At 73.3% G+C, this 24,711-nt stretch carries 7 protein-coding genes and 1 pseudogene; 5 read left to right on the top strand and 3 right to left on the bottom strand.

The features are described 5' to 3' along the window. Positions 1-179: 179 nt before the first annotated feature. Positions 180-2,000 (bottom strand): phosphoenolpyruvate carboxykinase (GTP), encoded by a 1,821-nt coding sequence (locus tag ABZW18_RS13960; protein WP_356186639.1) that lies wholly within the window; start codon positions 1,998-2,000, stop codon positions 180-182. 305 nt (positions 2,001-2,305) lie between these two features. Between ABZW18_RS13960 and ABZW18_RS13955 the strand changes: the two genes are divergently transcribed. Continuing rightward, the gene (locus tag ABZW18_RS13955) at positions 2,306-3,067 is read left to right on the top strand and encodes a hemolysin III family protein (protein WP_356186636.1); all 762 of its coding nucleotides are present in this window, start codon (positions 2,306-2,308) and stop codon (positions 3,065-3,067) included. 210 nt (positions 3,068-3,277) lie between these two features. On the opposite strand, the pseudogene ABZW18_RS13950 reads toward ABZW18_RS13955, so the two are convergent. Next, positions 3,278-5,378, bottom strand: a pseudogene (locus ABZW18_RS13950) (thioredoxin domain-containing protein). A gap of 727 nt (positions 5,379-6,105) precedes the next feature. Here ABZW18_RS13950 and ABZW18_RS13945 point away from each other — a divergent pair. The 3 genes from ABZW18_RS13945 to ABZW18_RS13935 all read left to right on the top strand — a co-directional run bounded on the left by ABZW18_RS13945 (position 6,106) and on the right by ABZW18_RS13935 (position 10,228). Next, entirely contained in the window at positions 6,106-8,145 is a 2,040-nt protein-coding gene (locus ABZW18_RS13945) for a hypothetical protein (protein WP_356186633.1), read from the top strand. Positions 8,146-8,296: 151 nt separating this feature from the next. Further along, complete coding sequence (locus ABZW18_RS13940) at positions 8,297-9,259, top strand: hypothetical protein (RefSeq protein ID WP_356186630.1); 963 nt, start codon at positions 8,297-8,299, stop codon at positions 9,257-9,259. Between the two features lie 84 nt (positions 9,260-9,343). After that, on the top strand, positions 9,344-10,228 hold the full coding sequence (locus tag ABZW18_RS13935; protein WP_356186627.1) for an RICIN domain-containing protein: 885 nt from the start codon (positions 9,344-9,346) through the stop codon (positions 10,226-10,228). Positions 10,229-10,297: 69 nt separating this feature from the next. Here ABZW18_RS13935 and ABZW18_RS13930 read toward each other — a convergent pair whose 3' ends face one another. Continuing rightward, entirely contained in the window at positions 10,298-22,993 is a 12,696-nt protein-coding gene (locus tag ABZW18_RS13930; protein ID WP_356186624.1) for a hypothetical protein, read from the bottom strand. A gap of 334 nt (positions 22,994-23,327) precedes the next feature. Between ABZW18_RS13930 and ABZW18_RS13925 the strand changes: the two genes are divergently transcribed. Beyond that, complete coding sequence (locus tag ABZW18_RS13925; protein WP_356186621.1) at positions 23,328-24,326, top strand: hypothetical protein; 999 nt, start codon at positions 23,328-23,330, stop codon at positions 24,324-24,326. The last annotated feature ends 385 nt before the right edge of the window (positions 24,327-24,711 follow it).

Raw genomic sequence — 24,711 nt, 5'->3', positions numbered from 1 at the left:
ATCCCGCGGTCGCCCCCCCCCTCCGCGGGGGCCGCATCCCACCCCTGCCGCCCCCGGCCTCCGGGCTGAGCTGAGGAGCCACGCTCACATGTGCCGCTCACATGTGCCGCGGCTCCGACGGAGCGGACCCCGCCGAGGACACACCGGCCCGCGTCGAGGGCACGTCCGCGTCACGGCCGTCAGCCGAGCCGCTGGACGAGCGCGCGGTACTCGTCCCACAGCTCCTTCGGCGTGTGGTCACCGAAGGTGTTGAGGTGCTCGGGGACCAGACCGGCCTCCTCGCGCCACACGTCCTTGTCGACGGTGAGCAGGAAATCGAGGTCGGCGTCCGCGAGGTCGAGCCCTTCGGTGTCGAGCGCCTCCTTCGTCGGCAGGATGCCGATCGGCGTCTCGACGCCCTCGGCCTTGCCCTCCAGCCGCTCGACGATCCACTTGAGCACACGGCTGTTCTCACCGAAGCCCGGCCACACGAAGCGGCCGTCCGCGTCCTTGCGGAACCAGTTGACGTAGTAGATCTTCGGCAGCTTGGACGCGTCCTTGTCCTTGCCGACCTCGACCCAGTGACCCATGTAGTCGCCCATGTTGTAGCCGCAGAACGGCAGCATGGCGAACGGGTCGCGGCGCAGCTCGCCGACCTTGCCCTCGGCGGCGGCGGTCTTCTCGGAGGCGACGTTCGCACCGAGGAAGACACCGTGCTGCCAGTCGAAGGACTCGGTGACCAGCGGAACGGCCGAGGCCCGGCGGCCACCGAAGAGGATGGCCGAGATCGGCACGCCCTTCGGGTCCTCCCACTCCGGCGCGATGATCGGGCACTGGCCGGCCGGAACGGTGAAGCGGGCGTTGGGGTGCGCGGCCGGAGTCTCCGAAGCCGGAGTCCAGTCGTTGCCCTTCCAGTCCGTCAGATGGGCGGGCTTCTCCTCGGTCATGCCCTCCCACCACACGTCGCCGTCATCGGTCAGCGCGACGTTGGTGAAGACCGAGTTGCCCCACATCGTCTTCATGGCGTTGGCGTTGGTGTGCTCGCCGGTGCCAGGAGCGACGCCGAAGAAACCGGCCTCCGGGTTGATCGCGTAGAGCCGGCCGTCCTGGCCGAAGCGCATCCAGGCGATGTCGTCACCGATGGTCTCGACCGTCCAGCCGGGAATGGTCGGCTCGAGCATGGCGAGGTTTGTCTTGCCGCAGGCGGACGGGAAGGCCGCGGCCACGTACTTCGACTCGCCCCGCGGCGGGGTGAGCTTGAGGATGAGCATGTGCTCGGCGAGCCAGCCCTCGTCGCGGGCCATCACGGAGGCGATGCGCAGCGCGTAGCACTTCTTGCCGAGCAGCGCGTTGCCGCCGTAGCCCGATCCGTACGACCAGATCTCGCGGGCCTCGGGGAAGTGCGAGATGTACTTGGTGCTGTTGCAGGGCCACGGCACGTCGGCCTGGCCGGGCTCGAGCGGGGCGCCGAGCGTGTGCACGGCCTTGACGAAGAAACCGTCGGTGCCGAGCTCGTCCAGGACGGGGCGGCCCATCCGGGTCATGGTGCGCATGGCCACGGCGACGTACGCGGAGTCGGTGATCTCCACGCCGATGGCGGAGAGCGGCGAGCCGAGCGGACCCATGCAGAACGGCACGACGTACATCGTGCGGCCGCGCATCGAGCCCCTGAAGACTCCCTTCTCCCGCGAGGAACCTCCCTCACCGGTGAAGATGGCCCGCATCTCGTCGGGATGCTTCCAGTGGTTCGTCGGGCCCGCGTCCTCCTCCTTCTCGGAACAGATGAAGGTACGGTCCTCGACACGCGCCACATCGCTCGGGTCCGAGGCGGCGTAGTACGAGTTGGGGCGCTTGATCGGGTCGAGCTTCTTGAACGTGCCCCTGGCGACGAGTTCCTCGCACAGGCGCTCGTACTCGGCCTCGGAGCCGTCGCACCACACGACCTCGGCAGGTTCGGTGAGGGCGGCGATCTCATCGACCCAGGAGAGAAGCTCCTGGTGGCTGGTGGGGGTAGGGGCCACGGGGGTCTGAGTGTCGCCCCCAGAAGACACAGCGCTGCGCGCCACGATCGCTCCGTCCCGCCGGAACCGCGCTGCTCCGGCGTCACTTATTGAGGGTTAAACGGACTATTGTCAATAATGTCCGCTTTTGGAGGTAGTTGCCCCGTGGGGGCTGCGACCCGGACGCTTCGTAGCCGCTCATCCGGTGCCGACCGCACTCATTTGATCATCCGACCCCGAAGTGGTTCTGTCCAGAGGGCGTCCTCGTGAGCATCACCACTCGGTACCCGGGCGTAACTTACGGTGGCGTAGCTAGCATTGCGCTTATGACTGCCGCCGAGCCCGACGCCGGACGAGCCGACGCGTCCGACGACGCCGTGTTCCCCGACACCTCCCCCGCCGAATCCGGGCCGCACACGGATTCCGGACCGCAACCGCTCGACCTCCCGATACCGGTGAAGCCACGGCTTCGCGGCTGGCTGCACGCCGCGATGTTTCCGGCCGCGCTCATCTCCGGCATCTTCCTCACCGCGTTCGCCGACAGCACCCGCGGCCGTTTCGCCTGCGCCGTGTACACGCTGACCGCCTGCCTGCTCTTCGGGATCAGCGCGCTCTACCACCGCGGCAACTGGAGTCCCCGGGTCACCGCGGTCCTGCGGCGCCTCGACCACGCCAATATCTTTCTGATCATTGCGGGCACCTACACCCCGCTGACCATGCTGCTCGTCCCGGGCGGCCGGGGGCAGGCCCTTCTCTGGGCGGTGTGGGCCGCGGCCATCGCCGGCATCGCCTTCCGGGTCTTCTGGGTCGGCGCCCCGCGCTGGCTCTACACCCCCTGCTACATCGCGATGGGGTGGGCGGCTGTCTTCTTCCTCCCCGACTTCATGCGGGAGGGCGGCATCGCCGTGCTTGTCCTCGTGATCGTCGGCGGCTTGCTCTACAGCGCGGGCGGCGTGGTCTACGGCATCAAACGGCCGAACCCGTCACCCAGTTGGTTCGGCTTCCACGAGGTGTTCCACTCCCTCACGCTCGCGGCCTTTGTCGTCCACTACGTCGGGATCTCCCTGGTGGCCTACCAGCACGCCTGATCCCGTTGTCCCGGCCGCCGGGGCCGGGGCTCAGCACAGCTCGGTCGGGGCCCGCACCGGTCGGCGAAACCGCCCGCGAACCCCCGCCCCGGACCCGCCCTGAGTCCGCTCCCGCCCCCATCCCCGAGTCCGCTCCCGAGCCCCCTCCGAGTCCGCCCCAGTCCGCTCCAGTCCGCTCCCGGCCCCACCCGAGTCCGATCCGGGCCGGGCTCACCCGATCACGCTGCCCACCTTCTCGGCCAGGACGGACGGGTCGGCCGTCGGCGCGTCGCAGGTGAAATTGCGGCATACGTAGGCGGCGGGGCGGCCGTCCAGCAGCCCGCGGTCCCGCAGCAGCGGTACGTCCTCGGCGTCGCCGGTGTCCTCGGCTCCCACGCCATCAGGCCCGCCGAGTGCCACGACCGCGCCGGGCGCGGTGCCCAACAGAGCCGTACGGTGCAGGGCCGCGGTCGACGGATCATCACCGGGGCCGATCACTGCCACCTCGCGCGGCCCGTCCAGCAGCGCTTCCGCGACGGCCAGCCCCCAGCCGGTGAAGCGGGGCGCGCGCGGGCCGAGCGCCTTGACGACACCCATCGCCCGCTCGGCCGCCTCCCGGTGGCGTGAGCTGCCGGTGACAGCCGCGTACGAGAGCAGCGCCCCGGCGGCGGCCGACCATCCCGAGGGGGCAGCGCTGTCAGTGGGGTCCTGGGGCCGCCGGATCAGCGCCTCGCCGTCGTCCGCGGTGTCGTACAACGTCCCGTCCTCGGCGGAGAAGTGCCGCAGCACCGTGTCGAGCAGCAGTCCCGCGAACTCCACCCACACGCCCTCACCGGTCACCGAGTACAGCGTGAGGAAGCCCTCGGCGACATCGGCGTAGTCCTCCAGCACCCCGGAGTTGGCACCCGCGGCTCCGTCGCGCGAGGTACGGAAGAGCCGGGCGTGGTGGTCCATGTGGACGCGGACGAGCAGGTCGGCCGCGTCCAGTGCGGCCTCGATCAGGTCCGGGCGCTCGAAGTACGCGCCGGTCTCGGCCAGAGCCGCGACCGCGAGACCGTTCCAGGCGGCGACGATCTTGTCGTCGCGGCCGGGGCGCGGCCGCTCCTCCCGGGCGGCCAGCAGCCGCTGCCTGATCGACCCGATCCGGGCGTCATCGGTCGGCTCCCCGCCCGGGAGCTGGAGCACGGAGGCGCCCTCCTCGAAGGTGCCCTCTTCCGTCACGCCGAAATACCCGGCCGCCGACCTCGCGTCCTCCTCGCCGAGCACGGCGCGCAGCTGCTCGGGCGTCCATACGTAGTACGCGCCCTCGACGTGTTTCCCGGTTCCGGCGCCCTCGCCTTCGTGGGCCGGGCTGTCGGCGTCGAGTGCGGAGGCGAAACCGCCCTCCCCGGTGCGCAGTTCACGCACCATGAATTCAGCGGTCTCCAGTGCCACGCGGCGCGCGAGATCCGATCCGGTGGACCGCCACAGATGCGCGTACACCCGGCACAGCAGGGCGTTGTCGTAGAGCATTTTCTCGAAGTGCGGCACCGTCCAGGAACGGTCCACCGCATAGCGGGCGAAGCCGCCGCCGAGTTGGTCGTAAATGCCTCCGCGGGCCATCGCCTCGCAGGTGTCCTCGGCCATCTGCAGCGCGCCCTCGGAGCCGGTGCGCGCATGGTGGCGCAGCAGGAATTCCAGCACCATGGACGGCGGGAACTTCGGGGCTCCGCCGAATCCGCCGTACGTGGAGTCGTACTCGCGGGTGAGGCCCAGCAGCGCCGCGTGCAGGTCGTCCTCGGCGGGTGGCTGCGGGGCGGCGGTGCCGAGGACGAGCGAGCGCGAAGCGAGGTCCCGGACGATCTTCTCGGCGACCTCCGCGACCTCTTCCCGCCGGTCGGCCCACGCGGTCCGTACACCCTCCAGGATCTGCCGGAAGGAGGGCATGCCGTGGCGCGGCTCGGGCGGGAAGTACGTGCCGAAGTAGAAGGGCTGGGCGTCCGGGGTGAGGAAGACGGTCATGGGCCAGCCGCCCTGACCGGTCGCCGCCTGCACCGCTTCCATGTAGACGGCATCGACATCGGGCCGCTCCTCGCGGTCGACCTTCACCGGCACGAAGTGTGCGTTCAGATAATCAGCGGATTCGGCGTCCTCGAAGGATTCGTGCGCCATCACATGGCACCAGTGAATTACGGAAGCATAAGTGACAGGACGCATAGCCCACACTCAAGAGAATGGGCACGTCCCGCCGCTTCGCTTCCGCCATCGCCTCCTCTCCCCATGGCCACCAATCCACCGGGTTGGAGGCGTGCTGGAGTAGATAAGGCGACTGGGAGTCAGCCAGTCGATTCATACCGGCATCGTCGCACGATGCGGTCCGCCCAGCCCAGCCCAGCTCGCGAGGCCGGACCAAGAGTAAGAATTCGTGCACAGCACGTAACCATGAGGATGCCGCCCCCATTCCAACCGCTGAGACGGGCCCGAGGGATCTTGACCTGCGGGGCAAGCCCGCCGCCCCCGCGTCGCGGCGTGGAACCGCTTCCGACGGGGCGCCCGCCCGGTGCCGCGTCCCTTCCCGGGGGCGTGAACGCCCCACGCACCAGGCCCTGTTGATCCGCAACCCGTGACCGATTCCCACAGAATCATGACCGAGTCCCGCCTGTTTCCTCGCTCCGGATCAAGAGCGGAATCCATGCCTCCGCCAGCGGCGCACCTGCCTTCAGAAGTGAAGAAACCTCAATGCAGGCGAGGTTGAGGCGATCCCGGGACGATGGCACCACGGGACGACCTGTGCGCGCGGAACCGGGTCCGCGACGGGCATGACCGTGCCCGTTCCGGGGCTTGGCGGGCGGTCGGGCGACCGCTCTGCGGGCCGTGCGGTCACCGGCATTCTGTACCATTCTCGGCCATACGTGCGGTGTGCTTGATCCACACGTACAGCGAGCACCGGATGTGCCGACCCGACAGGCCGCGCACCCACCCCCTCGCTGAACGTGTCGGGAACGCGGAACCGGGCCCGGCCGACCCCCGGGCGCGGCGCTGTCGTCACACAGAAAAGGACTGCAGGTACGACGATGCAGATGTCTCCCACGCCCTTGCCGGTGGAATCGCACGGGGACGTGCTGGCGGTGTCCTGGAGAAAGGTCTTCACCGGCCGGGTGGCCGAACTGCGGCTGCTGGGGGAGCTGATGCCCAGCGGTGGGCGCGGCTGCTTCGTGGTGTGGCTGCACGGCATGGCGGGCGTCGGCAAGACCACGCTGCTGCGCCGGTTTGCGGAGGAGGCCGAGGCGCAAGGCCGGATCACCCGTAGCGTCGATCTGCGGCACGCGGACCCGACGCCGGAAGCGTTCCTGGCCGCGCTGGAGGCGCAGGGCGCGCCGGAGGACGCGCAGGTACTGCTGATCGACTCCGCAGAGTCGCTGGGCCCTCTGGAGCGGTGGCTGCGCGAGGTCTTCCTGCCCGGTATGCCCTCGCGCCCGCTGCTCGTCGTCGGCAGCCGGCTGCCCCCGTCCGCCGAGTGGCGCACCGATCCGCAGTGGTGGCACGCGCTGCGCAGCGTGGAGCTGACCGGGATGGACGAGGCGGAGGCCGCGCTGCTGCTGCGCAACCGGGACGTGGACGAGGCCGAAGTCCCGGGCATCGTGCGTGCCGCGCACGGACTGCCGCTCGCGCTGGCGCTATTCGCCGACGCGCGGGAACTCGCCACGGGCCCCGTGGAGCAGCGCCGCTTCTGGGAGCTGCGCGACTCCCCCGACCTGGTACGCGAATTACTGCGTCTGATGCTGCGCGAGAGCCCGTCGCTGTCCCAGGCCGATGCCCTCCACGTGCTGGCGCTTGCCCGGGTCACCACCGAAGAGTCAGTACGGCACGCGCTGGAGGTGCCGCTGGCCGAGGCGCGCGCGCTGTGCACCTGGCTGCGCGGCCTGTCGTTCGTGCGCAGCACCGCCGAGGGCCTGGTGCCGCACGAGTTGGTGCGGGAGGCGCTGCTGGCCGATCTGCGGTGGCGCGGTCCGGAGAAGTACGAGTCTCTCTTCGGCCGGCTGCACGGCCAGTTGACCGAGCGGCTCGGACAACGCGCCGGCGACCGCTGGGCGTCCGGTGCGGGGCTGGCCTATCTGGGCCGGACGAACCGGGTGGCGCGGGAGGCGGTGGACTGGCGGGGCGCGGACCGGATCCGGCCACGCGCCGCCCGCCCGGAGGACCTGGACGAGGCGGTGGCCGCGATCGAGAAGGAGCACGGCGTCGCGGCCGGCGCCCTGGCCCGGCGGTGGTGGGAGTACCAGCCGGCCGCCTTCACCGTCGCCGAGGACGGCCGCCGGCTCGTCGGCGTGCTCGTCGCGCCCTGCCTGGAACCGGGCGCCACCGGGCTGCCGGACGATCCGGTGGCGCGCGCCGCCCTGGAGCACGCGGCCGGCCGGTCGCCGCTGCGGCGCACCGAGCGGCTGCTGCTGGGCCGGTGGAGCACCGGCAGCGCGGCGGCCGCCTGTTCCGCGCTGACCACGCTGTGGGCGACCACGCCCGGCCTGGCCATGAGCTGGACCTGTACGGCCGAGGAGCAGTCGGCGCTCTCGTCGCTGCTCGACCTGTACGGGCAGCAGCGAACGGCGCCCGCCGGCGGCCCGGACGGCGAGCGGGTGCTCCCCTTCGTGCAGGACTGGCGCCGCGCGCCGTTCGACCGCTGGGCCGCGGCGCTCCGCATCCGGCTGCTGAGCGACGAGCCTGCGGGCGCGGTGGCGCCAACCGCGGCGGTGGTGGAACCCGCCATGCCGTGGCCGGAGTTCGCCGACGCCGTCAAGCACGCCTACCGCAGTGTGCGGGACCCGCGGCAACTCGCGGAGAGCGCGCTGCTGGGCACCCGGCTGGTGGCGCCCGGAGCGGACGCGACGGCGCTGCGCGCGGTGCTGACCGAGACGGTGACGCAACTGCGCGCACATCCCGGGCAGCGGCAGTTGGGCGACGTTTTGACGATCACATACCTGGGCGGGCCGCGCAGCCAGCAGGCCGCGGCCAGCAGGGCCGCGCTGTCCTTCAGCACCTACCGGCGCCGGCTCTCCACCGCGCTGACGAAAGCCGCGGAACTGCTGCGGGAACGCGAGCTGTACGGGTCGGCGCTGCGGTGAAGCCGTCCGAGCGCTGCTCACCTCGTGCTCATCCCGCGCTCACCCCGCACACGGAACGGGCCCGCGCGGGACCCCCGGTGGTTGACTGGCAGGCCCGGGGCGGGGCCGGACGGATGCATTCGAACACCTTCTGGCGAGTTGGGGACGGGCGTTGAGTGAGACCGAGCAGGACGACGCGAAGCGGCGGCAGCGGGCGCGGTTCGTCGACGCGCTGACGAGCACCGCCCAGCAGCCGGGAGAGCGCTCCCGACTGGGCACCAGGGTCGCCGGTGCCACCGCGGTGCTGGCGCTGGTGGCGGGCGGCACCCTGGGGCTGGGTGCCTGGCGCAGCTATCAGGCGGACGAGGAGGCCAAGGAGCAGAAGCTGGCCGCCGAACAGGCGGCGGCTCGCAAGAAGTTCACCCCGTCCCCGTCCCGGTCGGCCACTCCGAAGCCGACGAAGCCGGCGCAGCCCACCCGCCGTGCCAAGTCCCCGGATCCCGCTCCGGCCGCCCCCTCGGCCTCTCCTTCGAAGCAGCAGCAGACGAAAGTGGATCTCGTGGTGAATGGGGACGCGGAGAGCGGGCCGGGAGGCACTGCCGAGCCGGTGGAGTCCGTCGTCGGGTGGACGGTCCGGCAGGGCGCGCCCGCGCTGATCGGGTACGCCGTCGGCGGCGGATACCCGGAGCCCGGGGATCCCGGACCCGCACGGCGCGGCAGCCGGTTCTTCTCCGGCGGCAACTCGCCCCGTACCGCCCTGGTCCAGGACCTGCCCCTGCCTGCGACCGGCCGCACGGGCCGCCGGGCGGTCGACGCCGGGCAGGTGCGCTTCACCGCCACTGGCTGGCTCGGCGGGTACGCGACGCAGGAGGACGGCGCCCGGCTGTCCGTGGAATTCCGCGACGCCGGGGGGACGCCGGTCGATCTGGCCGTGCTCGGGCCGGTGACCGCCGCCGAGCGGAGGTCCGCCACCGGCCTGTTCGAGCGGAAGGCCAGTGCCGCCGTGCCACCCGGCGCCCGAACCGCCCGGCTGCTGCTGGTCTTCACCCGATCCGGAAGCGGCACGTCCAACGACGGCTACGCCGACGCGATCTCCCTCACTCTCGAACCCACCACTGGAGACCGGTCGTCGTGAACCTCAACCGCCGAGATCTGCTGAAGGCCGCCGCCGGGCTGCGGGTCGCCGGAGGCGACGCCCACTTGCGGTTGGGGACGGACGTTGAGTGAGACCGAGCAGGACGACGCGAAGCGGCGGCAGCGGGCGCGGTTCGTCGACGCGCTGACGAGCACCGCCCAGCAGCCGGGAGAGCGCTCCCGACTGGGCACCAGGGTCGCCGGTGCCACCGCGGTGCTGGCGCTGGTGGCGGGCGGCACCCTGGGGCTGGGTGCCTGGCGCAGCTATCAGGCGGACGAGGAGGCCAAGGAGCAGAAGCTGGCCGCCGAACAGGCGGCGGCTCGCAAGAAGTTCACCCCGTCCCCGTCCCGGTCGGCCACTCCGAAGCCGACGAAGCCGGCGCAGCCCACCCGCCGTGCCAAGTCCCCGGATCCCGCTCCGGCCGCCCCCTCGGCCTCTCCTTCGAAGCAGCAGCAGAAGCAGCAAGCCGAGAAGAAGAAGGTCCGCCCGCTGGTGGTCACCGACCATTCCGGGTTGCTGCTGAAGAACGCGGCCACCGGTATGTGCGCCGACCTCCCGGACTACGGTGCCGGCTACTACACCATGCCGGTCAACCAGTACTACTGCGACGGCTCCGCGGCGGACAACCAGCAGTGGAACCTGAACGTCCACAGCGGCGACACGGGCCCGGGCGGCGCCTCGCTCGTCACCATCAGCAACGCCAAGGACGGTCTGTGCATGGACGTGCCGGAGCGCGGGCCGAAGCCGGCGGGCACCCAGATCCAGGAGGCGAACTGCCATTCCAGCCTGGACGACAACGAGTTGTGGTGGCTCGACCCGGCCGGTGGCGACACCGTCAGGATCCGCAACTTCGTCAGCTACCAGCTGTGCCTCCAGGTCGAGGGCGCCGACTCGAAGGCACCGGACACGCGGCTGGTGCTCGACCGGTGCGATGCGGACAGCGACAGCCGCTGGCTGCTGACCGACTGAGCCGGCCGGTAGGCACCGGCCGATGCGCGACGGCCCCGGCGGAGGGTTCCGCCGGGGCCGTCGCACGTCTCAGCTGCCCGGACCGCCGGGCGCCGAGGAGAGCGAGTCGAGCGGGAACCGGGAGCCGCCGGTCCCCTCCCGGCACCGGTCGGCGCTCAGCATCCCGGCCAGACCGGGCATCTGCGCCCACGCGTCCTGCCGCAGCCGCTGCTGGTCGGCCTGCTCCTGACGCGTATTGCGCAGCTCTTCCCCGAGCCGCTGGTGCTCCTGGTGCCGCTCATCCCGGGAAGCGGTGCCCCGGGTGACGGCGCCGGCCGCGGTCCGTTCTTCGTCGGTGGCGGTGCGCACCCGCTCCTCGGCGGCGGCCAGTCGCTCCTGGAGCTCCGCGACCGTGCCGGCCGCGCGCTCGGCGACTTCCCGCGCCGCCGCCGCAACACCGCGGGCGATGTCCCGTTCCACCCGGGCCGCGTCCCGCGCGGACTCCGCAGCGGACACGGCCTCCGGGTCGGGACCGGTCTGCGATGCCGTCCCGTCCGCGCCGGAGGCCACCGGCTGGTTCCTCGCGGCCTCCTCCCGGGCCCGGCGCAGCGCCTGTTCCGCCTCCGCGAGCCGCTCCTCGGCCGTCGTGACGACCTCGTCCCGCCGGTCCGCCGCACGTTCGGCTTCCGCCTGGACCCGCTCGGCCTCGCCGAGCCGGTCGGCGAGGGACTGCCGGGCGGTCCGCGCCTCGGTGAGCGCTCCGGCCGCCGAGGTGTGCGCGGTGGTCGTGGCGGTCAACGCGGCCTGCGCCGTGGCCAGTTCTTCGGCGGCTCGGGCTTCCCGCGGGCGCAGCTCGGCCTCGTGGCCGGCCGCGTCCGCTTCGGCGGCGGCCGCGTCAGTGGCGGTGATGACCGCCGTGCGCAGCCGGTTCCAGGCGTCGGTGGTGGCCGGGGTGAGGTCGGCGAGCCTTCCGTCGGCGGTGAACGGCCAGAACCTGAGCCCCGTTCCGCCGCGCAGCACCAGCTCCACCGGACGGCCCGCCGCCTGGGCGGTCCGCGAGCCCACGTACAGGGCGCGGGCCAGCCGACGACCGTCCGGGTCCGGGCCGAGGTCGAGCCAGAGCTGGGCCCCGCTCTCCTGGCCCTCCAGCTCCCCGGCCAGCGCCGCGGGCAGTTCGGTGACCGGGTGCCTCGTCCAGTCCCGCAGCGCGGCGTCCGGCTGCCGGGCGAGCATCGACGGAAGGTCGTAGACCTGCGAGGCGGTGCGCGGCCCGATCACGCCGTGGCCGAGCAGGTCCCGCTCGAAGAGCCGGACGGTGGCGCTGCCGGTGACGTACCGGATGCCTTCCGGTCCGGTGACCGTGACCACCGCGTCCACGAGTGTCTCGTAGCTGCGGGTGTTGGTACCGGTCTCGGAACGGGCGGGGGCACCGGTCTTGAGCCGGTCCCGCTGCCCGGCCGAGGCCGAGGCCCCACCGGTGCGGGAGACCGACTGCCGGGTCAGCAGCGGGGTGGTGAAGCTGACCAGGTGCAGATTGGCCTGATTGCCGCTCTGGGTGAACTGGTAGCCCATGCCCGCCGCCGAGCCCACGGTCGAGGAGCTGCTGGAGGAGCGCGAGGGTCGCCGCAGCCGGTCCACGGCGACGTCCTCGGCGTCGGTGACCGGCCGCGGGTTGTGCAGCGTCACCTGGAGGACGGGGGTCTCCTCGGGATCGCTCCCGACGGGCCAGGCCCCGGGCATCGTGGAGGTCAGCCCCACGGCCGTGCGGGACAGGTCGACGGTGATCCGCCCGGCCTGCACGAGTTCCCCGAACCGGGCCGCCGCGGCCTCCGGCGGCGCGTCGGCCGACAGGCCCCAGGCGCCCGCGATACCCGGCGCCACCGTCCGCAGCGCCTCGGCGAGCTGCCGGAAGCCGTTGAATTCGAACACCGGTGTCGGACCGGTGGGGACCAGTGGGGGCCCGGCTGCGAAGGGCCGCCCGCCGGCCGGCAGCGGCCCGTGCGGCGCGGGCAACCGTGGATCGGCGTGCGTGGTGCGGGGCCGCACCGGCGGATCGTGCGGGCGCGGTGCGACGGCTTCCGCGCCGACGAACCGGAGGGCCACCGCTGCCGGGACCCGGACCTCGCGGGCCGGCCGGCCGCGCACCATCCGGGCGAGCCGCTGCGCGAGCCCTCCGCCGTCCCGCGCGGTCAGGGACACCCATCCGTTCTCCAGGAGGCCGCCGACCAGGTCCGGCGGCCAGTCCCAGATCAGTTCAGAGCGAACGGAGCCGGTGAGGGTGTAACCGATGTCGTCGAAGTCGGCGGCGTTGCCGGTCCGCGTCCAGTAGCGGTCGTCGGAGGAGAAGTCGGTGCGCGAGGTGCGGCCGCGGGTCGTGGAGGCGGACAGCACCGGGCCGGTCCGGTCCGTGCGGCCCGTGCGGCCGCCCGGGCGCGGGTACCGGGAGATCGGGGTCGCCGTCACTTGCCACGTGCGGGTGGCCCCTTGGGACTCGGCACGGTGGTCCGGCGCGTGGATGCCCGTCTGCTCCAGGCCGGTCCCGTCGCCCGCGGGGCGCCCGCGCATCCGGCGCAGGGCCGGGGTCTGGGCATCGGGCCGGGCGTTCAGGGTGACCTCCACCAGGCGGGTACCGCCCGTCGTGGCGTACCGGAACCACAGCCGGACCGTGCCCCGCGCGGGCAGCGCGCGCAGCGCGGCCGGTGCGGTCAGGTCGGCGATGCGAGTGGCCACCCCCGGCAGGTACGCGGCGTGTCCCGGACGCGTCACGCCGGGCGCTTCCCGCTCCACCAGCGCCAGTAGCTCGCGGTGCAGCCGGTCGCGGCTCTCGTTGCGCCGCACCGGGTCGTCGAGCTGGGTGACGGACAGGACGCCGCCGACACCGAGCTCGCGGGTGCGTACGAAGTGGTCCGGCAGCGGCACCGTGGGGTGCGGCAGCACCGGCCGGGGCAGGCCGGGCACGCCGGCGAACCAGCGTGCGTACCGGGCCAGTTGGCTGGTGGCCAGGGTGAACTGCACGGCACGGGGCAGGTCGATGGCGACCGTGATGCCGTCCCGGCTGCCCAGGCCGACGAAGTTGCCGAAGAGGTTCCGGGTGCCCTGACGCAGCGTCACCAGCAGGGTGGCGTCGGCGGTGACCAGGTGCTGGTCGCCGGACTCCAGCGGCACCCGCACGACCGAGGTGCCGGCGGAGCGCTCGCTCGCGGTCTCGGTGCGGCGGCTGCCCGCGACCCGCATGCTCGGGTTGGCCTGCGAGACCCGCGGCGGCGGGCTGCCGGCGGGCGGGGTGGGCGCCGCCTGGAGCGCGGTGAGTCCTCCCCCGCGCTGGTGGGACGTGGCGACGGAGCGCTGCCGGGTGGACGCGTCGCTCGCGGTCAGGTCGCTCTCGCCGTAGCTGCGGAAGGAGCCGCTGTGCGTGGGGTGGTGCAGGTAGCCGGTGATCTCCAGGGACAGTTCCTGGTCGGCGCCGAGTCCGGGCAGGACCAGGCCCTCGATGAGGTAGCCGCCGTTGAAGATCTGCTGGGCGCGGGCGAGCAGGTTGGCGACCCGCACCTGCTGGTGCAGGACCTCGCCGGCGAAGGCGCCCTGGTTCCCGGCGGCGGGGCCGGCCAGGTACTCGCCCAGCCAGGTACCGGGTGCGGTCACCAGGTCGGGCACCCGGCTGCTGAACGTGTGCAGTCGGCGGCCGAACGCGCCGGCAGGCGGGCGGCCGGGGTAGGTACCGGTGACGAGCTGCCGGAACGCCTCCCGCAGCGCGGCGCTGCCGCGGAATGTGTCCACGATCGCGTCGTCCGGCAGCCGGATCAGCCCCGGCTGCGGCTGTCCGGCGGCGTCGGTGAGGCCGAGCCGCACGGTGTCGTCCTGCGGTCCGCCGCCGGTGCGGGGCGCGCGGATGACGTCCCGGGCCGGCGGCGGCACGATGTGGCCTTCCGCCGGGAGCGTGCGCTGGTGCGGCACGGCCAGCGTGACGTGTCCGGCGAGGGTGGTCTGCGTCGCCTGGGCGGCCGGGAGACCCAGCGGCCCGATCGGCGCGGGCTGCGGGCGCGCGGCCTGTCCGGACGCCGGGGCGGACTCGGGGTCGGACGCCGGGTCGGCGAACCGCACCAGCGGGTCCTCGGCGCTGCCCTCGTAGAGGTCCAGCGCGAACCGGGCCGGGACAGCGAAGAGTTCGGTGCCGCCGCTGGTCGTGATGGTGAACTGGTCCATGCCCAGCGCGGATCCGGCGGTCGCGGAGCTCGAGTGCTGCCCGCCCCAGGTGTAGTCGCCGGTGGAGTCCAGCGCCCATCCGCCGTCCGCCAGGGGCCAGCGCGGGCCGCCTCCGCCGCCCATCGTGCCGCCGAACCGGGTGCCGCGCTGCCGGGTGCCGCGCGCCTCGTGGGAGCTGAATCCCGCGCTCTCCACGTCCGGCAGCCGCCGGGTGTGCACGGCGGGCGGCGCGCCCGCCTCACCGGGGCGCGGGGTCCGGTCCCGGGCGGCGGTGAAGCGCAGCTGAACGCGGCGGCTGCCGCTCAGGTGGCCGGGCAGCTCGAACCAGACGGGCCGGCCGCCCTCGACGGCGTCCGGCAGCGCGGCGGCCTGGCCCAGCCTGGAGCGCAGTTGCTCGAACCGCCGCAGGTTGGCCAACTGGGTCTGCACCCGCGGCTCGTTCATCGCGTACCAGCCGTGCTCGCGCGGCGGCAGGAATCCCTCCCGGCGCAGCCACTCCTCCGCCCTCTCGAACATGCGCTCCGCGCCGTGGACGGCGAGGGGCACGGCGGAGAAGCCGATGCTGTCGAGGTGTTCCAGGTGCCCGGGGGGCCGGCGCTGCTCCTCCGGCGCGGGAGCGTGGCCGGTGGCGGTGGAGCGCTGCGGCAGCCGCAGCTGGACGCCCTCCTGCCGCGGACCGTAGGAGCGGGTGATCTCGCCGCCGCCCGGGCGCACGAGCGTGATCCGGTACGTGATGTCCGCCGGGACCAGCAGGTGGGTGCTGTCCGTGTAGAGGGCGTGCATCAGCGACGCCGTGCTGCTGGTGTTCAGCGCGTCGCTGGACTGCCAGGACACGCCGGCCTTGCCGAAGACGCCCCCGCCGATGCGGGTGGCGGCGGACGGGTGGCCGGGCGCGTGATCGGGCGTGAACATCGGCCCGCCGCTGCCGTCGAGCCCGATGCCGCTGGTGAGCCGCGCCGAGCGGTCCACGCCGGAGGAGTGGGTGAGCCAGGACTCCAGGGTGAACCGGCCGTCCGGGGTCTGTGAACTCGCCTTCCGTGGCCGCACGGTGGCGGCGAGCCGGAGCACGCCGAGCGCGTTGCCGCTGCCGTCCAGCAGCACCGGCGAGTACACGCCGCGGTCCCGCTGCATCGGGAGGGTGCCGCGCAGCATCCTCTCGGAGAGGAACTCCTCCAGCTCGCGCCGGGAGTCCGCGCCCAAGTCCCGCAGGGCGGCGAAGGCGGCGGCGTCGAGCACGTCGTCCAGCAGCCTGCTCGGTTCGGAGACGGCGTCCACGCCCCACAGGGGGAGGTCGTCCAGCCCGGCCGGCTCCGGCAGCGGGCCGCCGGCACCGCCGTGGCCGAAGGCCCGGTGCTCGGGGAACCAGACGGTCAGCCGCCCGTGGCCACGCTCCGCGCCCCAGGTGTCCACCGGCGCATTCCGGTCGGTGTCCACCCGCGCCTGCCACCGGCCTGTGAAGTCCACGGCGTGAGCGGGATCGTTGGCGCGCTGCATGGTCGTGGTCGTGACGCCCTCGCTGACCGCCGCGGACTGCGAGAGCTGATTGTGCGTCAGAGTGAGGGTGAGAGCCCCGTCGAACCAGCGCAGCGGCCCGGCGGGGCCGTTGTAGATCCCGATCCACGGGATCGGGACCGTCCGCATGGTGCCGGAGTTCTCGCCCGCGGAGGAGGACTGTCCGCCCTCGCCCTGCCGCTCCACCTTCGTCGTGCGCGGTACCTCGCCCAGGGTTCCGTGGTGCGTGGCCGGCCGCGGATCGGCCAGGCGCAGCCGGACGTCGACGGTGTGCTCCGTGCCGTCCACGGTGACCGTGACGCGATGCCCGCGCATGCTGCGCACATCGGGCAGATGCAGCGCGATCTCCGAGGGGCTGAGCTGCTCGGCGAGCTGTTCGCGCACCGCTGCCTCCGCGGCGCTCCCCGGTGCCACGCCCAAGGCGTCCAGCACATGCTGGTGGAGCGCGCCGAGCACGTCCTCAGGAACCGGCTCGTGGAGCACGAGCCCGACCAGGCCGTCGTGCCGGGAGCCGTAGCCGCGGACATACGGCGACAGGGTGCGGGACGTGGTGGCGTCGCCGTCGCCGTCGTGCGGGACGGGAGCTTCTCCGGAGCCGGAGCCGGAGCCGGACCCGCCGGCCCTGCCGGACCCGCCGCTGCCGCTGGCCGCGGGGCCACGGGAGGTACCTTCGCCGGGCTCGTGTGCGGGCGCGGCGGCGGTCGTGAAGGCCGAATCGGGCTCCGCCGGCCGGGGGTCGGCGCCGAAGAAGACCTGGGTCTGCGCAGGGCCGGAGTCCGCGGCCGGCCGTACCGCCGCGGAGGAGGTGCTGCCCCAGGTGAAACCGGAGGCCTCGCCCTGGGGCTCCTGGCCGGGGTGCCGAGCCTGCTCGGCCGCGGCCACGGGCTCGGTCGCCACCCAGCGGCCGACGTGGGGCTCCGGCCGCTCCTGCCGGACCAGGACGACAGGTCGTCCGTCGGCGGGGCCGACCGTCCAGGGGGCTCGGTCCGGCGCCAGCACGGTGATCCGCAGCCCCAGCCCGTGCGCCGCGCCACCCAGAGTCAGCCAGTCCAAGGAGGCGGGGCCGCTCCCGGTCCGCAGTTCCTGGACGATCCGGTCCGCGCTGCCCTGGGCTGCCGTACCGGGCAGCAGCCTGCGCTCGGCGGGCGCCCTGCGCAGGTCGGCCGCGACCGCGTCGGCGACCTCAGCACGCAGTTCCTGCGCAGTGGCGGGCCGGCTCTGACCCACCAACTGCCCGCTCTCCTCCGGTGCTACGGCGATCAGCGCGTGCGCCAGGTCGTCTGCGCCGGCGGGGACGTACACCGGGGACAGTCCGCGCTCGGCGAGTTGGTCCTCCACCGGGAGGATCCGGGTAGCCCCGGGTGTCTGCGTGGTGGGCGGTGCCTGGGTGGCTGGTTCCTCCAGGACGGTTGTGGTCGTGGGGGGTGCCGCCAGCAGATCGGTGAAGTCCCCGAAGTCTTCCGACGCCGAGTCGGAACCTGCCGAGGACTCGACGGCCTGGGGCGTCGCGGGTGCGATGGTCGGCTGCTGCTGGTGGTCTGTCGGGACGGAGTTGCCGGAGTCCGTGGCCGGTGCGGGAGAGGGAGTCGACGCCGTAGAGACCGTGCTCGGCGGCGCACTCTCCGACTCCGAGGCCGCCGCGCGGGTGCTCAACTCGTCTTCGCGGGTGTTCAACTCGTCTTGGGGTGTCGGAGCCTGTGTGGGAGGCCGAAGGGGCTCGGTGTTCCGGAGCAATGTCTCGGCCATCTGCTCCACGGAATAGCCGCCCTGGAACAGCGACGCCAACTTCGGCGTGACCACCGGCCGGAATCCCTGCTCGATCAGCAGCTTGTGCAGGAGCAGGTGGACGTTGAGCCGCCGGTTGGTGTCGTGGAAGGGATGTATGACCTGCAAGGCACGCACCGCCTTGCCGATCGCCGCAAGCCTGCTCAGGTCGTTGTGCGCCTGCGCGGCCTCGGTGTAGTAGCGGTCGAAGGCCATGTCGACCAGCCTGGCCACCTCGCCCACCGCATAGTTGGTGTGCAGGAGGGGCTTGCCTGTGGAGAAGCTCTCCAACGCCGTGATCGGCCTGGCCGCCGTGGCGGGCCAGTCGTAGTTACTCAGATCCAGGGCCAGCCGCCGGCCGCCCAGTTCCTCCTCCAGGAGGTCCTGACTAAGTTGGGTATTACGCAGGGGGAAACTGGTCGGTTGCCCTCCCGACCAGCCAGGTCTCGCATCCAGATTGGCGACCACCAGATTGTGCAGACGGAGGTACTCGGCGGCGTTCATCCGATTCGCCAACCCCTCCGGCGAGTCCAGGGCCGCGCGATACGCGTCGATCATGCTCTGCTGGAAACCCGGTGACCACTGCCGGTCGTAGAGCTTTCCCGGATCGTCCGGGTATATCTCGAGCGCCAGAGCGTGATCGCGGGGATCGATGTAGAGAAGCCACCAGTCTGCTTCCGGCATCAGCTCCGACAACCGTGGTGGTACGGGGCGCGACGCGGTCCCATCGACAACACCAAGGGCCCCGTTCTCGGAGTCACGCGGCGCTACCAGGGCCCCCGGCCCGGTGTCATCCCCAGCCGGACGCGATACGCCCGACCCCTCCTCGGGCACGCTCTCCGGCCCGGCACCACTACGACGCAACGGCGCAGCAAACAAACCCTCATCATCAGACGCATCCCCCGACACGCCCGACCACTCCTCAGGCGCGCCCTCCACCCCGGCACCACCACGACGCAACGGCGCAGCAAACAAACCCTCATCATCAGACGCATCCCCCGACACGCCCGACCACTCCTCAGGCGCGCCCTCCACCCCGGCACCACCACGACGCAACGGCGCAGCAAACAAACCCTCATCATCAGACGCGTCCCCCGACACGCCCGACCACTCCTCAGGCTGGCCCTGCGGGGACTGGTCGGCGGGGGGCGGCACCGGGACGTGGTGCTGCGGCCGTAGTTCCTGCTCGGCGCGGTCCCACAGCCCCCGGAAGCCGGCCCAGGTCTCGTTCTCGGCCTGCACCGCCGTGAAGGGGTTGGCTGGGTTGCCCGTTTGCTGCGGAGGCCCGTAGAGCCGCTCCAGCAGGGGCAGCAGGCCGGGCTCGTGCTGTCGTACCCAGCTCACGCCGTTGTTGCGGGGAGCTCCGGTATACGGGTCGGTCCCCGTGTTCGTGCCCAGGTAGGCGTTGCTGAGCTGGGCGAAGTACTCGTACTGGTTGTGGGACGAGTAGTTGGCGCCGGGGCGGACGCCCGACGGGTCGCGCAGCGGACCGTCCGGCCAGTGCGCGGCCGCGCCTTCGGCCTCCCTGGCCCGATAGGCGCTCGCGATGCGCGCAAGGTCGATCTTGCTGAGGCCACCCTTCTCGTGGATGGCGTGGGCGAACTCGTGGGTGGTGGTGGAGTAGCCGTCAGGGTAAGCACCGTCGCCGGGCACCTGGGTGGTCTCACCCAGCAGGTTCTCCTCGGTCACCGCGACCTGGCGGTCGTGGTTGATGCCGCGCACGGTCTCGAGTGCTCGTCCTCCGGCGTGAGTGCCGCCCAATGCGGCGAACGGCCCGAGCGAGGTCAGCGGGACATCCCGCGGGATCACGATCACCCGGGTGCCCTTGCCCAGCAGGCTCTCGGCCACATCGGGGTCGGCCAGCATGCCGGCGATCCGGCTCTGCGCCTCGGTCCGGGCGGAGACCGGCTGCTCGACTCCCTCCGGCACCCGTACCAGGAGCTGAGCGGCCGTGTCGGCGAACTCCGCGGGCGGCAGCTGCTGCCGCAGGTTGGCGATCAGCTCCTGGTCGGCGGCCAGCGCGTCCAGTTGGCCGGACGGCAGCAGCGTCAGTTCCCGGGTCCGGTCCTCGGGCGTCATCCCGGGCAGCCGGGTGGCCAGGTCGGCGAGGGGAGCCGGGGGCGCGCCCGATTCCCCCGTCGACAGGTGCTGGGCATGGAACTCCCCACCCGATGCCACCGGTTGGGATGACAGGGCGGGAGCGGAGCGCTCGGACGTGCCCCCCGGCTCGGCGGTGATGGTCTCGGCGCCGACGCCCGACGCGGGCGGGCTCAGCAGACTGCCCATCGCGAGATCCACCGAACCCGAGTCGGACTCGTCCAGCAGACCGCCCATCGCGAGATCCACCGAACCCGAGTCGGACTCGTCCAGCAGACCGCCCATCGCGAAGTCCTCCGAACCCGAGTCGGAGTCCTCCGCAGGCGCGGCGGCCCCGGACGGCCCGGACGTGGTGGACGGCTCCTGCCGGTTACCCGGATGGGCGGAGCTGCCGGACTCGGTGGCCGGGGTGGGTGCGGGATCCGGCACCGTACGGGCCGGGCTCGGCGGCGTACTCTCCGGCTCCGGTGCGGGTGCTGGTCCGGGGTCCTCGGCCGAGACCGAGGGCGGGTAACTCGACGGGCCGGCGGGGGAGTCGGCGTACCTGCCCGAGAAGACGAGGTCCAGCGCCTGGAGCACCTGGTCGTTGCGCGGGTCCCGGGCCTGGGAGGCCAGGCCCCGGAAGTAGTCGTGAAGCGAGGCGCCCCCGGTCAGGGAGTCCGTGATCGCGCCCGCGACGGTCAGTGTCTGCTCCCGCCCGGGAGCCACCGACAACGTGCGGGTGTCATCTCGTACGGTGTTCTCGTGTGCGGAGTACTCGGCGCCGACCGCGTTCTTGAGCTCTTGCCACTGCGTCGAGGTGAGAACCACTTGGTCCGGGTTCGACTCCTGCCGCGCGACCTGCCTGTAGTCGCTCGGGTCGTAGTCCAGCATCCGCTGAACGGTGTCGTCGCTTCCGAGGATGCCGGTGATCCGCTCGTTCGGCAGGACCTGCCGCACGCGATGCATCTCGTCCGCTCCCAGCAGACGCCCCCCGTCCTGCTCGGGCAGGGAACCCAGCACTGAGCGGGCGGTGTGCGCCGTCTGAAAGTCCGCCCAGCCCTCTGCGTCGTGCAGCCCCCTGCCCCACTCGCTCTCGTGGACGATCGCGTCGGTGACACCCTGGAGCCGGTCGGCGGCGGCAGGGACGAACGGGTCGTACGGCGTGTGGTGGGTGTCCACGGAGAAGAACGGACGGCCCGTGATCTGCACCAGGTTGCTGGTGTTGGCGCCCTCCAGGACGGCGGGCAGTCCGCCGAGCTGGTACACCTGCCGGAACACGTCCTGCGGCAGCTTCCCGGCGTTCACCACCAGGACGTCGCCGGGCCCGAGGTCGCGGATCTGCGTCTCCAGCTGCGGATCGTCGAGGTCGGCGTAGTGCAGCCAGGTCTCACTGTGACGCGGGGCGAACGACACGGTCGCGTCGCCGAAGGTCATCACCACGGACGGGCTGCGGAGCCCGGCCTCGTGCACCCCGGCAGCCAGCGTGTTCAGGGCGGAGGCGCGGCCGGGCGCGGCCACGTTGTGCAGACCGTAGACCGGCATCAGCTCGGCCCGGGCGCCCTGTACCGCTTCCGCCACGGCCCACAGACCCCTGCCGCGCGCCCCGCCGACCTGTGCGTTGATCAGGGCTCGCAGGTCGTCCCCGGTCAGCCTCGGCACATGGAAGCGGTACAGGGCGCTGTCCGGGATCGGCTGGGCGCCGGTTCCGCCGGCCTCCAGGTCATGGACCGTGACCGGGCCGTCCGGCCCCGGTCGGCTGTAGACCATCCGGCGCGAATCGCCCCACGCGTACGGCTTGAGGATGATCGCCCGGTCCGCGCCCACGAAGTTGAGGAATTGCGTGGCCGTGTCGATGCCGGTGTCGAGGCGGTCGCTCGCGGCCACCAGAACCAGGGAGTCGTTGGCGCCCGCCACCTGGGCACCGGGCACCGGTGTGTCCGACCCGAACGTGCCCGTGTGCCAGTCGATCCGCTGGTTCATGGTGTCCGACACCAGCAATTGGAGCCGCTCCCGCACACTGTCCGGGGCGATGACCGTGATCCGGCCGGAATAGCCGAGTTCGTGCAGCGACTCCATCAGCATCGTGGCCGCCGCCTGATGGCCGTAGTTGGCGGCGTCGTCCACGACGACCGTCACCCCGGGCTGCGCCGCGAGCTGCTCGTGCACGAACCGGCGCAGCTCCAGCTCCTCCGGCGACGGCACGGCTCCGCCCCGGTGGGCGCCGATCCGGTCGAGCAGCCCCTGCTGCTCCGCGGCGGACGTGCCGGGCGTGTTGAACAGCGTGCGCCAGGCGCCGTGTTCGGTGGACGTATCGAGGGCGCCTGCTGTGGCGGAGGAATGCCCCGGCGCGGACACGGGGGCCCCGGGCGTGACGGATGCCGGGGTGTGGGCGGGCTGCACCGGTGGATGGAACGACGAGGAGGGCGCCGACACCGGACGGGCCGGGCTCGGAACCGAGAACGGCCAGATTCTGAACGAGGGGACCACGGGATCCGGCGCCGTACGGGCCGGGCGGTGCGGCGCGGTCTCAGGCTCAGGTGCGGACGGCGGCGCAAGGCGGACGCCCTGCGGGGCCGGTTCGACGGGAGGCGGCGGAAGGAGTGGTTGCGGACCCCGGACGAGGGAGCCCAACAGGGCCGTGGCGGGCAGGTGTCCGCCCCGCAGGTGCTCGGCCGCGACCAGTTCGACGACCTCGTCCACCCGCGGTACCACGCCCAGCGGGTTCTCACCGGGCGCCACGCGACCAATCCGGTCCAGCACCGCGTCCGCAGCCCACTGGAGGGAGGTGTCCCGCCGGTCCTGCGGCACCGAGGGGTCCTCGAGCCGCGCCCGCGCCGCCTCGATGTCGAACCGCGCCGCGCCCGGGTGGCGGGAGGAGGGGGTGCCCAGTGCGGGCGTCTCACCGGTGGTGGGCGTCCCGCGCGGGCCTGGCGTCTCGCGCGCCGGGGGCGCCTCACCGGCCGGGGACGGCTCCTTCGCCGGTGTCGCGCCGGTGCCGGGAGTGCCCGCGGACGAGGTGCCGTCCGTCGCCGGTGCCGGCGACTCCACCGGTCCGGACGAGGTATTGCCCGGGGTGGCCGTGGCCGGCGAACCGGACGGTGCCGCGCTGGGGTTCGCGGGCCGCCCGCCTGGCGCAGTGGGGTGTCCGTCCTTGTCGCGGGAGCCGCCGGACGGTACGGAACTCGACGGTCCGGTGTTCTGGTGGCCGGCTCCGGCACCACCGGTCACGGCCCCACCGGTCGCGGCCCCACCGGTCCCACCGATCCCTGCGGTCGGTGCGGTGGATGAGACCGGGCCGGCGGGAGCGGTCGCGGCAGATGAGGCAGATGAGGGGGGACTGACGGGACTTGTGGACGTGGCGGGGGTTGTGGTGCCGGAAGAGGTGGGCGGCACGGCCGGGTCGACAGGCGTATTGGGCGCCGGGCGCGCGGGGGCCGTGGGCGGGGGCGTCGCGCCGCCCGTCGCGGGAGAGCCGGTGGCTTGCTGCGGGACCTCCGGAGTCCGGGGCGGGCTCGGGTTTCCGGACTGCGGCAGGTCGGACTGCGGGAGGTCGGACTGCGGGGTGGTGGGCGCGGGTTGGGTCGCGGACGGCGGTGCCGCCGTGCCGCCGCCGGGTGGCGCGGAGGACACCGGCAGCGCCGGCGCCGCCGGAGGCACCGGGGAGACGGAGGTGGGCGGCACGGCCGCGTCGGCAGGCGTGCTGGGCGCCGGGCGCGCGGGGGCCGTGGGCGGGGGCGTCGCGCCGCCCGTCGCGGGAGAGCCGGTGGCTTGCTGCGGGACCTCCGGAGTCCGGGGCGGGCTCGGGTTTCCGGACTGCGGGATGCCGGACTGCGGGTTTCCGGACTGCGGCAGGCCGGACTGCGGGAGGTCGGACTGCGGGGTGGTGGGCGCGGGTTGGGTCGCGGACGGCGGTGCCGCCGTGCCGCCGCCGGGTGGCGCGGAGGACGCCGGCGGGGCCGGCGCCGCCGGAGGCACCGGAGGCACCGGGGCGACCGGGGCGACCGGCGGAGGTGTGCCCGCGCTGCTGTCCGGGCCGCTCCCTGTGGAGGCGGCGGTCTCCGTCGTCGAGGACGGAGTTCCGTGCTGCGTGGTCCCGCCGGGTTCGGCCGGTGCCGACGCTCCCGGCTGTGCGGTTCCGGACGGGGACGGCCACGGGGTGGTCTCGTCCCCGGGCCGCGTCCCGGAGGCCGGGCGGCCCGAGTCGGTGCCCGGCTGCTCGGCCGGGCGTCCGCCCGGAGCCGGGTGGCCGCTCTGCGGGACGGGGGCACCTTCCGTGTCGCCCCCGCGCGGGCCGCCAACCGGTGCCGACGACTCCGGCCGGCTGGGCTGCGCCGGGGTCGGGCGCGCTCCGCCGTTCCCCCCGGACGCGCCCTCGGTCCGGGCGGGGCCGGAGGACGTGGGCCCGGCCGGGCCCGAATCGGGCGTGCCCTGGCCGGTCTTCGGCGCAGGGGCCTCGGCGGGACGCGAGGGCCCGGACGAGGACGGGCGCCCGTCGTCCCCACCGGTTCGGGTGCCTGCTCCGGGACCCGGACGGGAGCCGGAGGCCGGCGTCTCGACGTAGGTGGCGCTGCCGCTGCCATCGTTGGAGCGGAGGTTCCCACCACCTTCTCCGGGTCCGCGGCCGCCGCCGGGTGTGCCGCCGGGGGTGTCGCCGAGGGTGGCCGGCCGGTCGTAGCCGGCTCCCGAGCGCGTCGGGGGCTTGGGGCCGCCGGTGCCGGGGATCCCCTCCTCGGGACGGTTCCCGCCGCCCGGGCGCGGCTGCGCGGTGCCGTGCGGGTCGGCTTGCGGTCCGCCGAGTCGCTGCCCGGGGGCCGCGAACGGGTCCGAGGTCGTCGGGGAGTTGGACTTCGGGCTGCCGCCGGTCTCACCGGGCGGGCGGTTGGTGACCGTCGCGGGATAGTCGTACCCCCGGCCGCCCGGGGACGTGTTCGCCGGCCCGGAATCGC

Source organism: Streptomyces sp. NPDC004647 (assembly GCF_040609575.1).
GTDB lineage: Bacteria > Actinomycetota > Actinomycetes > Streptomycetales > Streptomycetaceae > Streptomyces.
The sequence above is the reverse complement of the archived record's forward strand: the minus strand, read 5'-3'. Positions and strand labels throughout refer to the sequence as shown.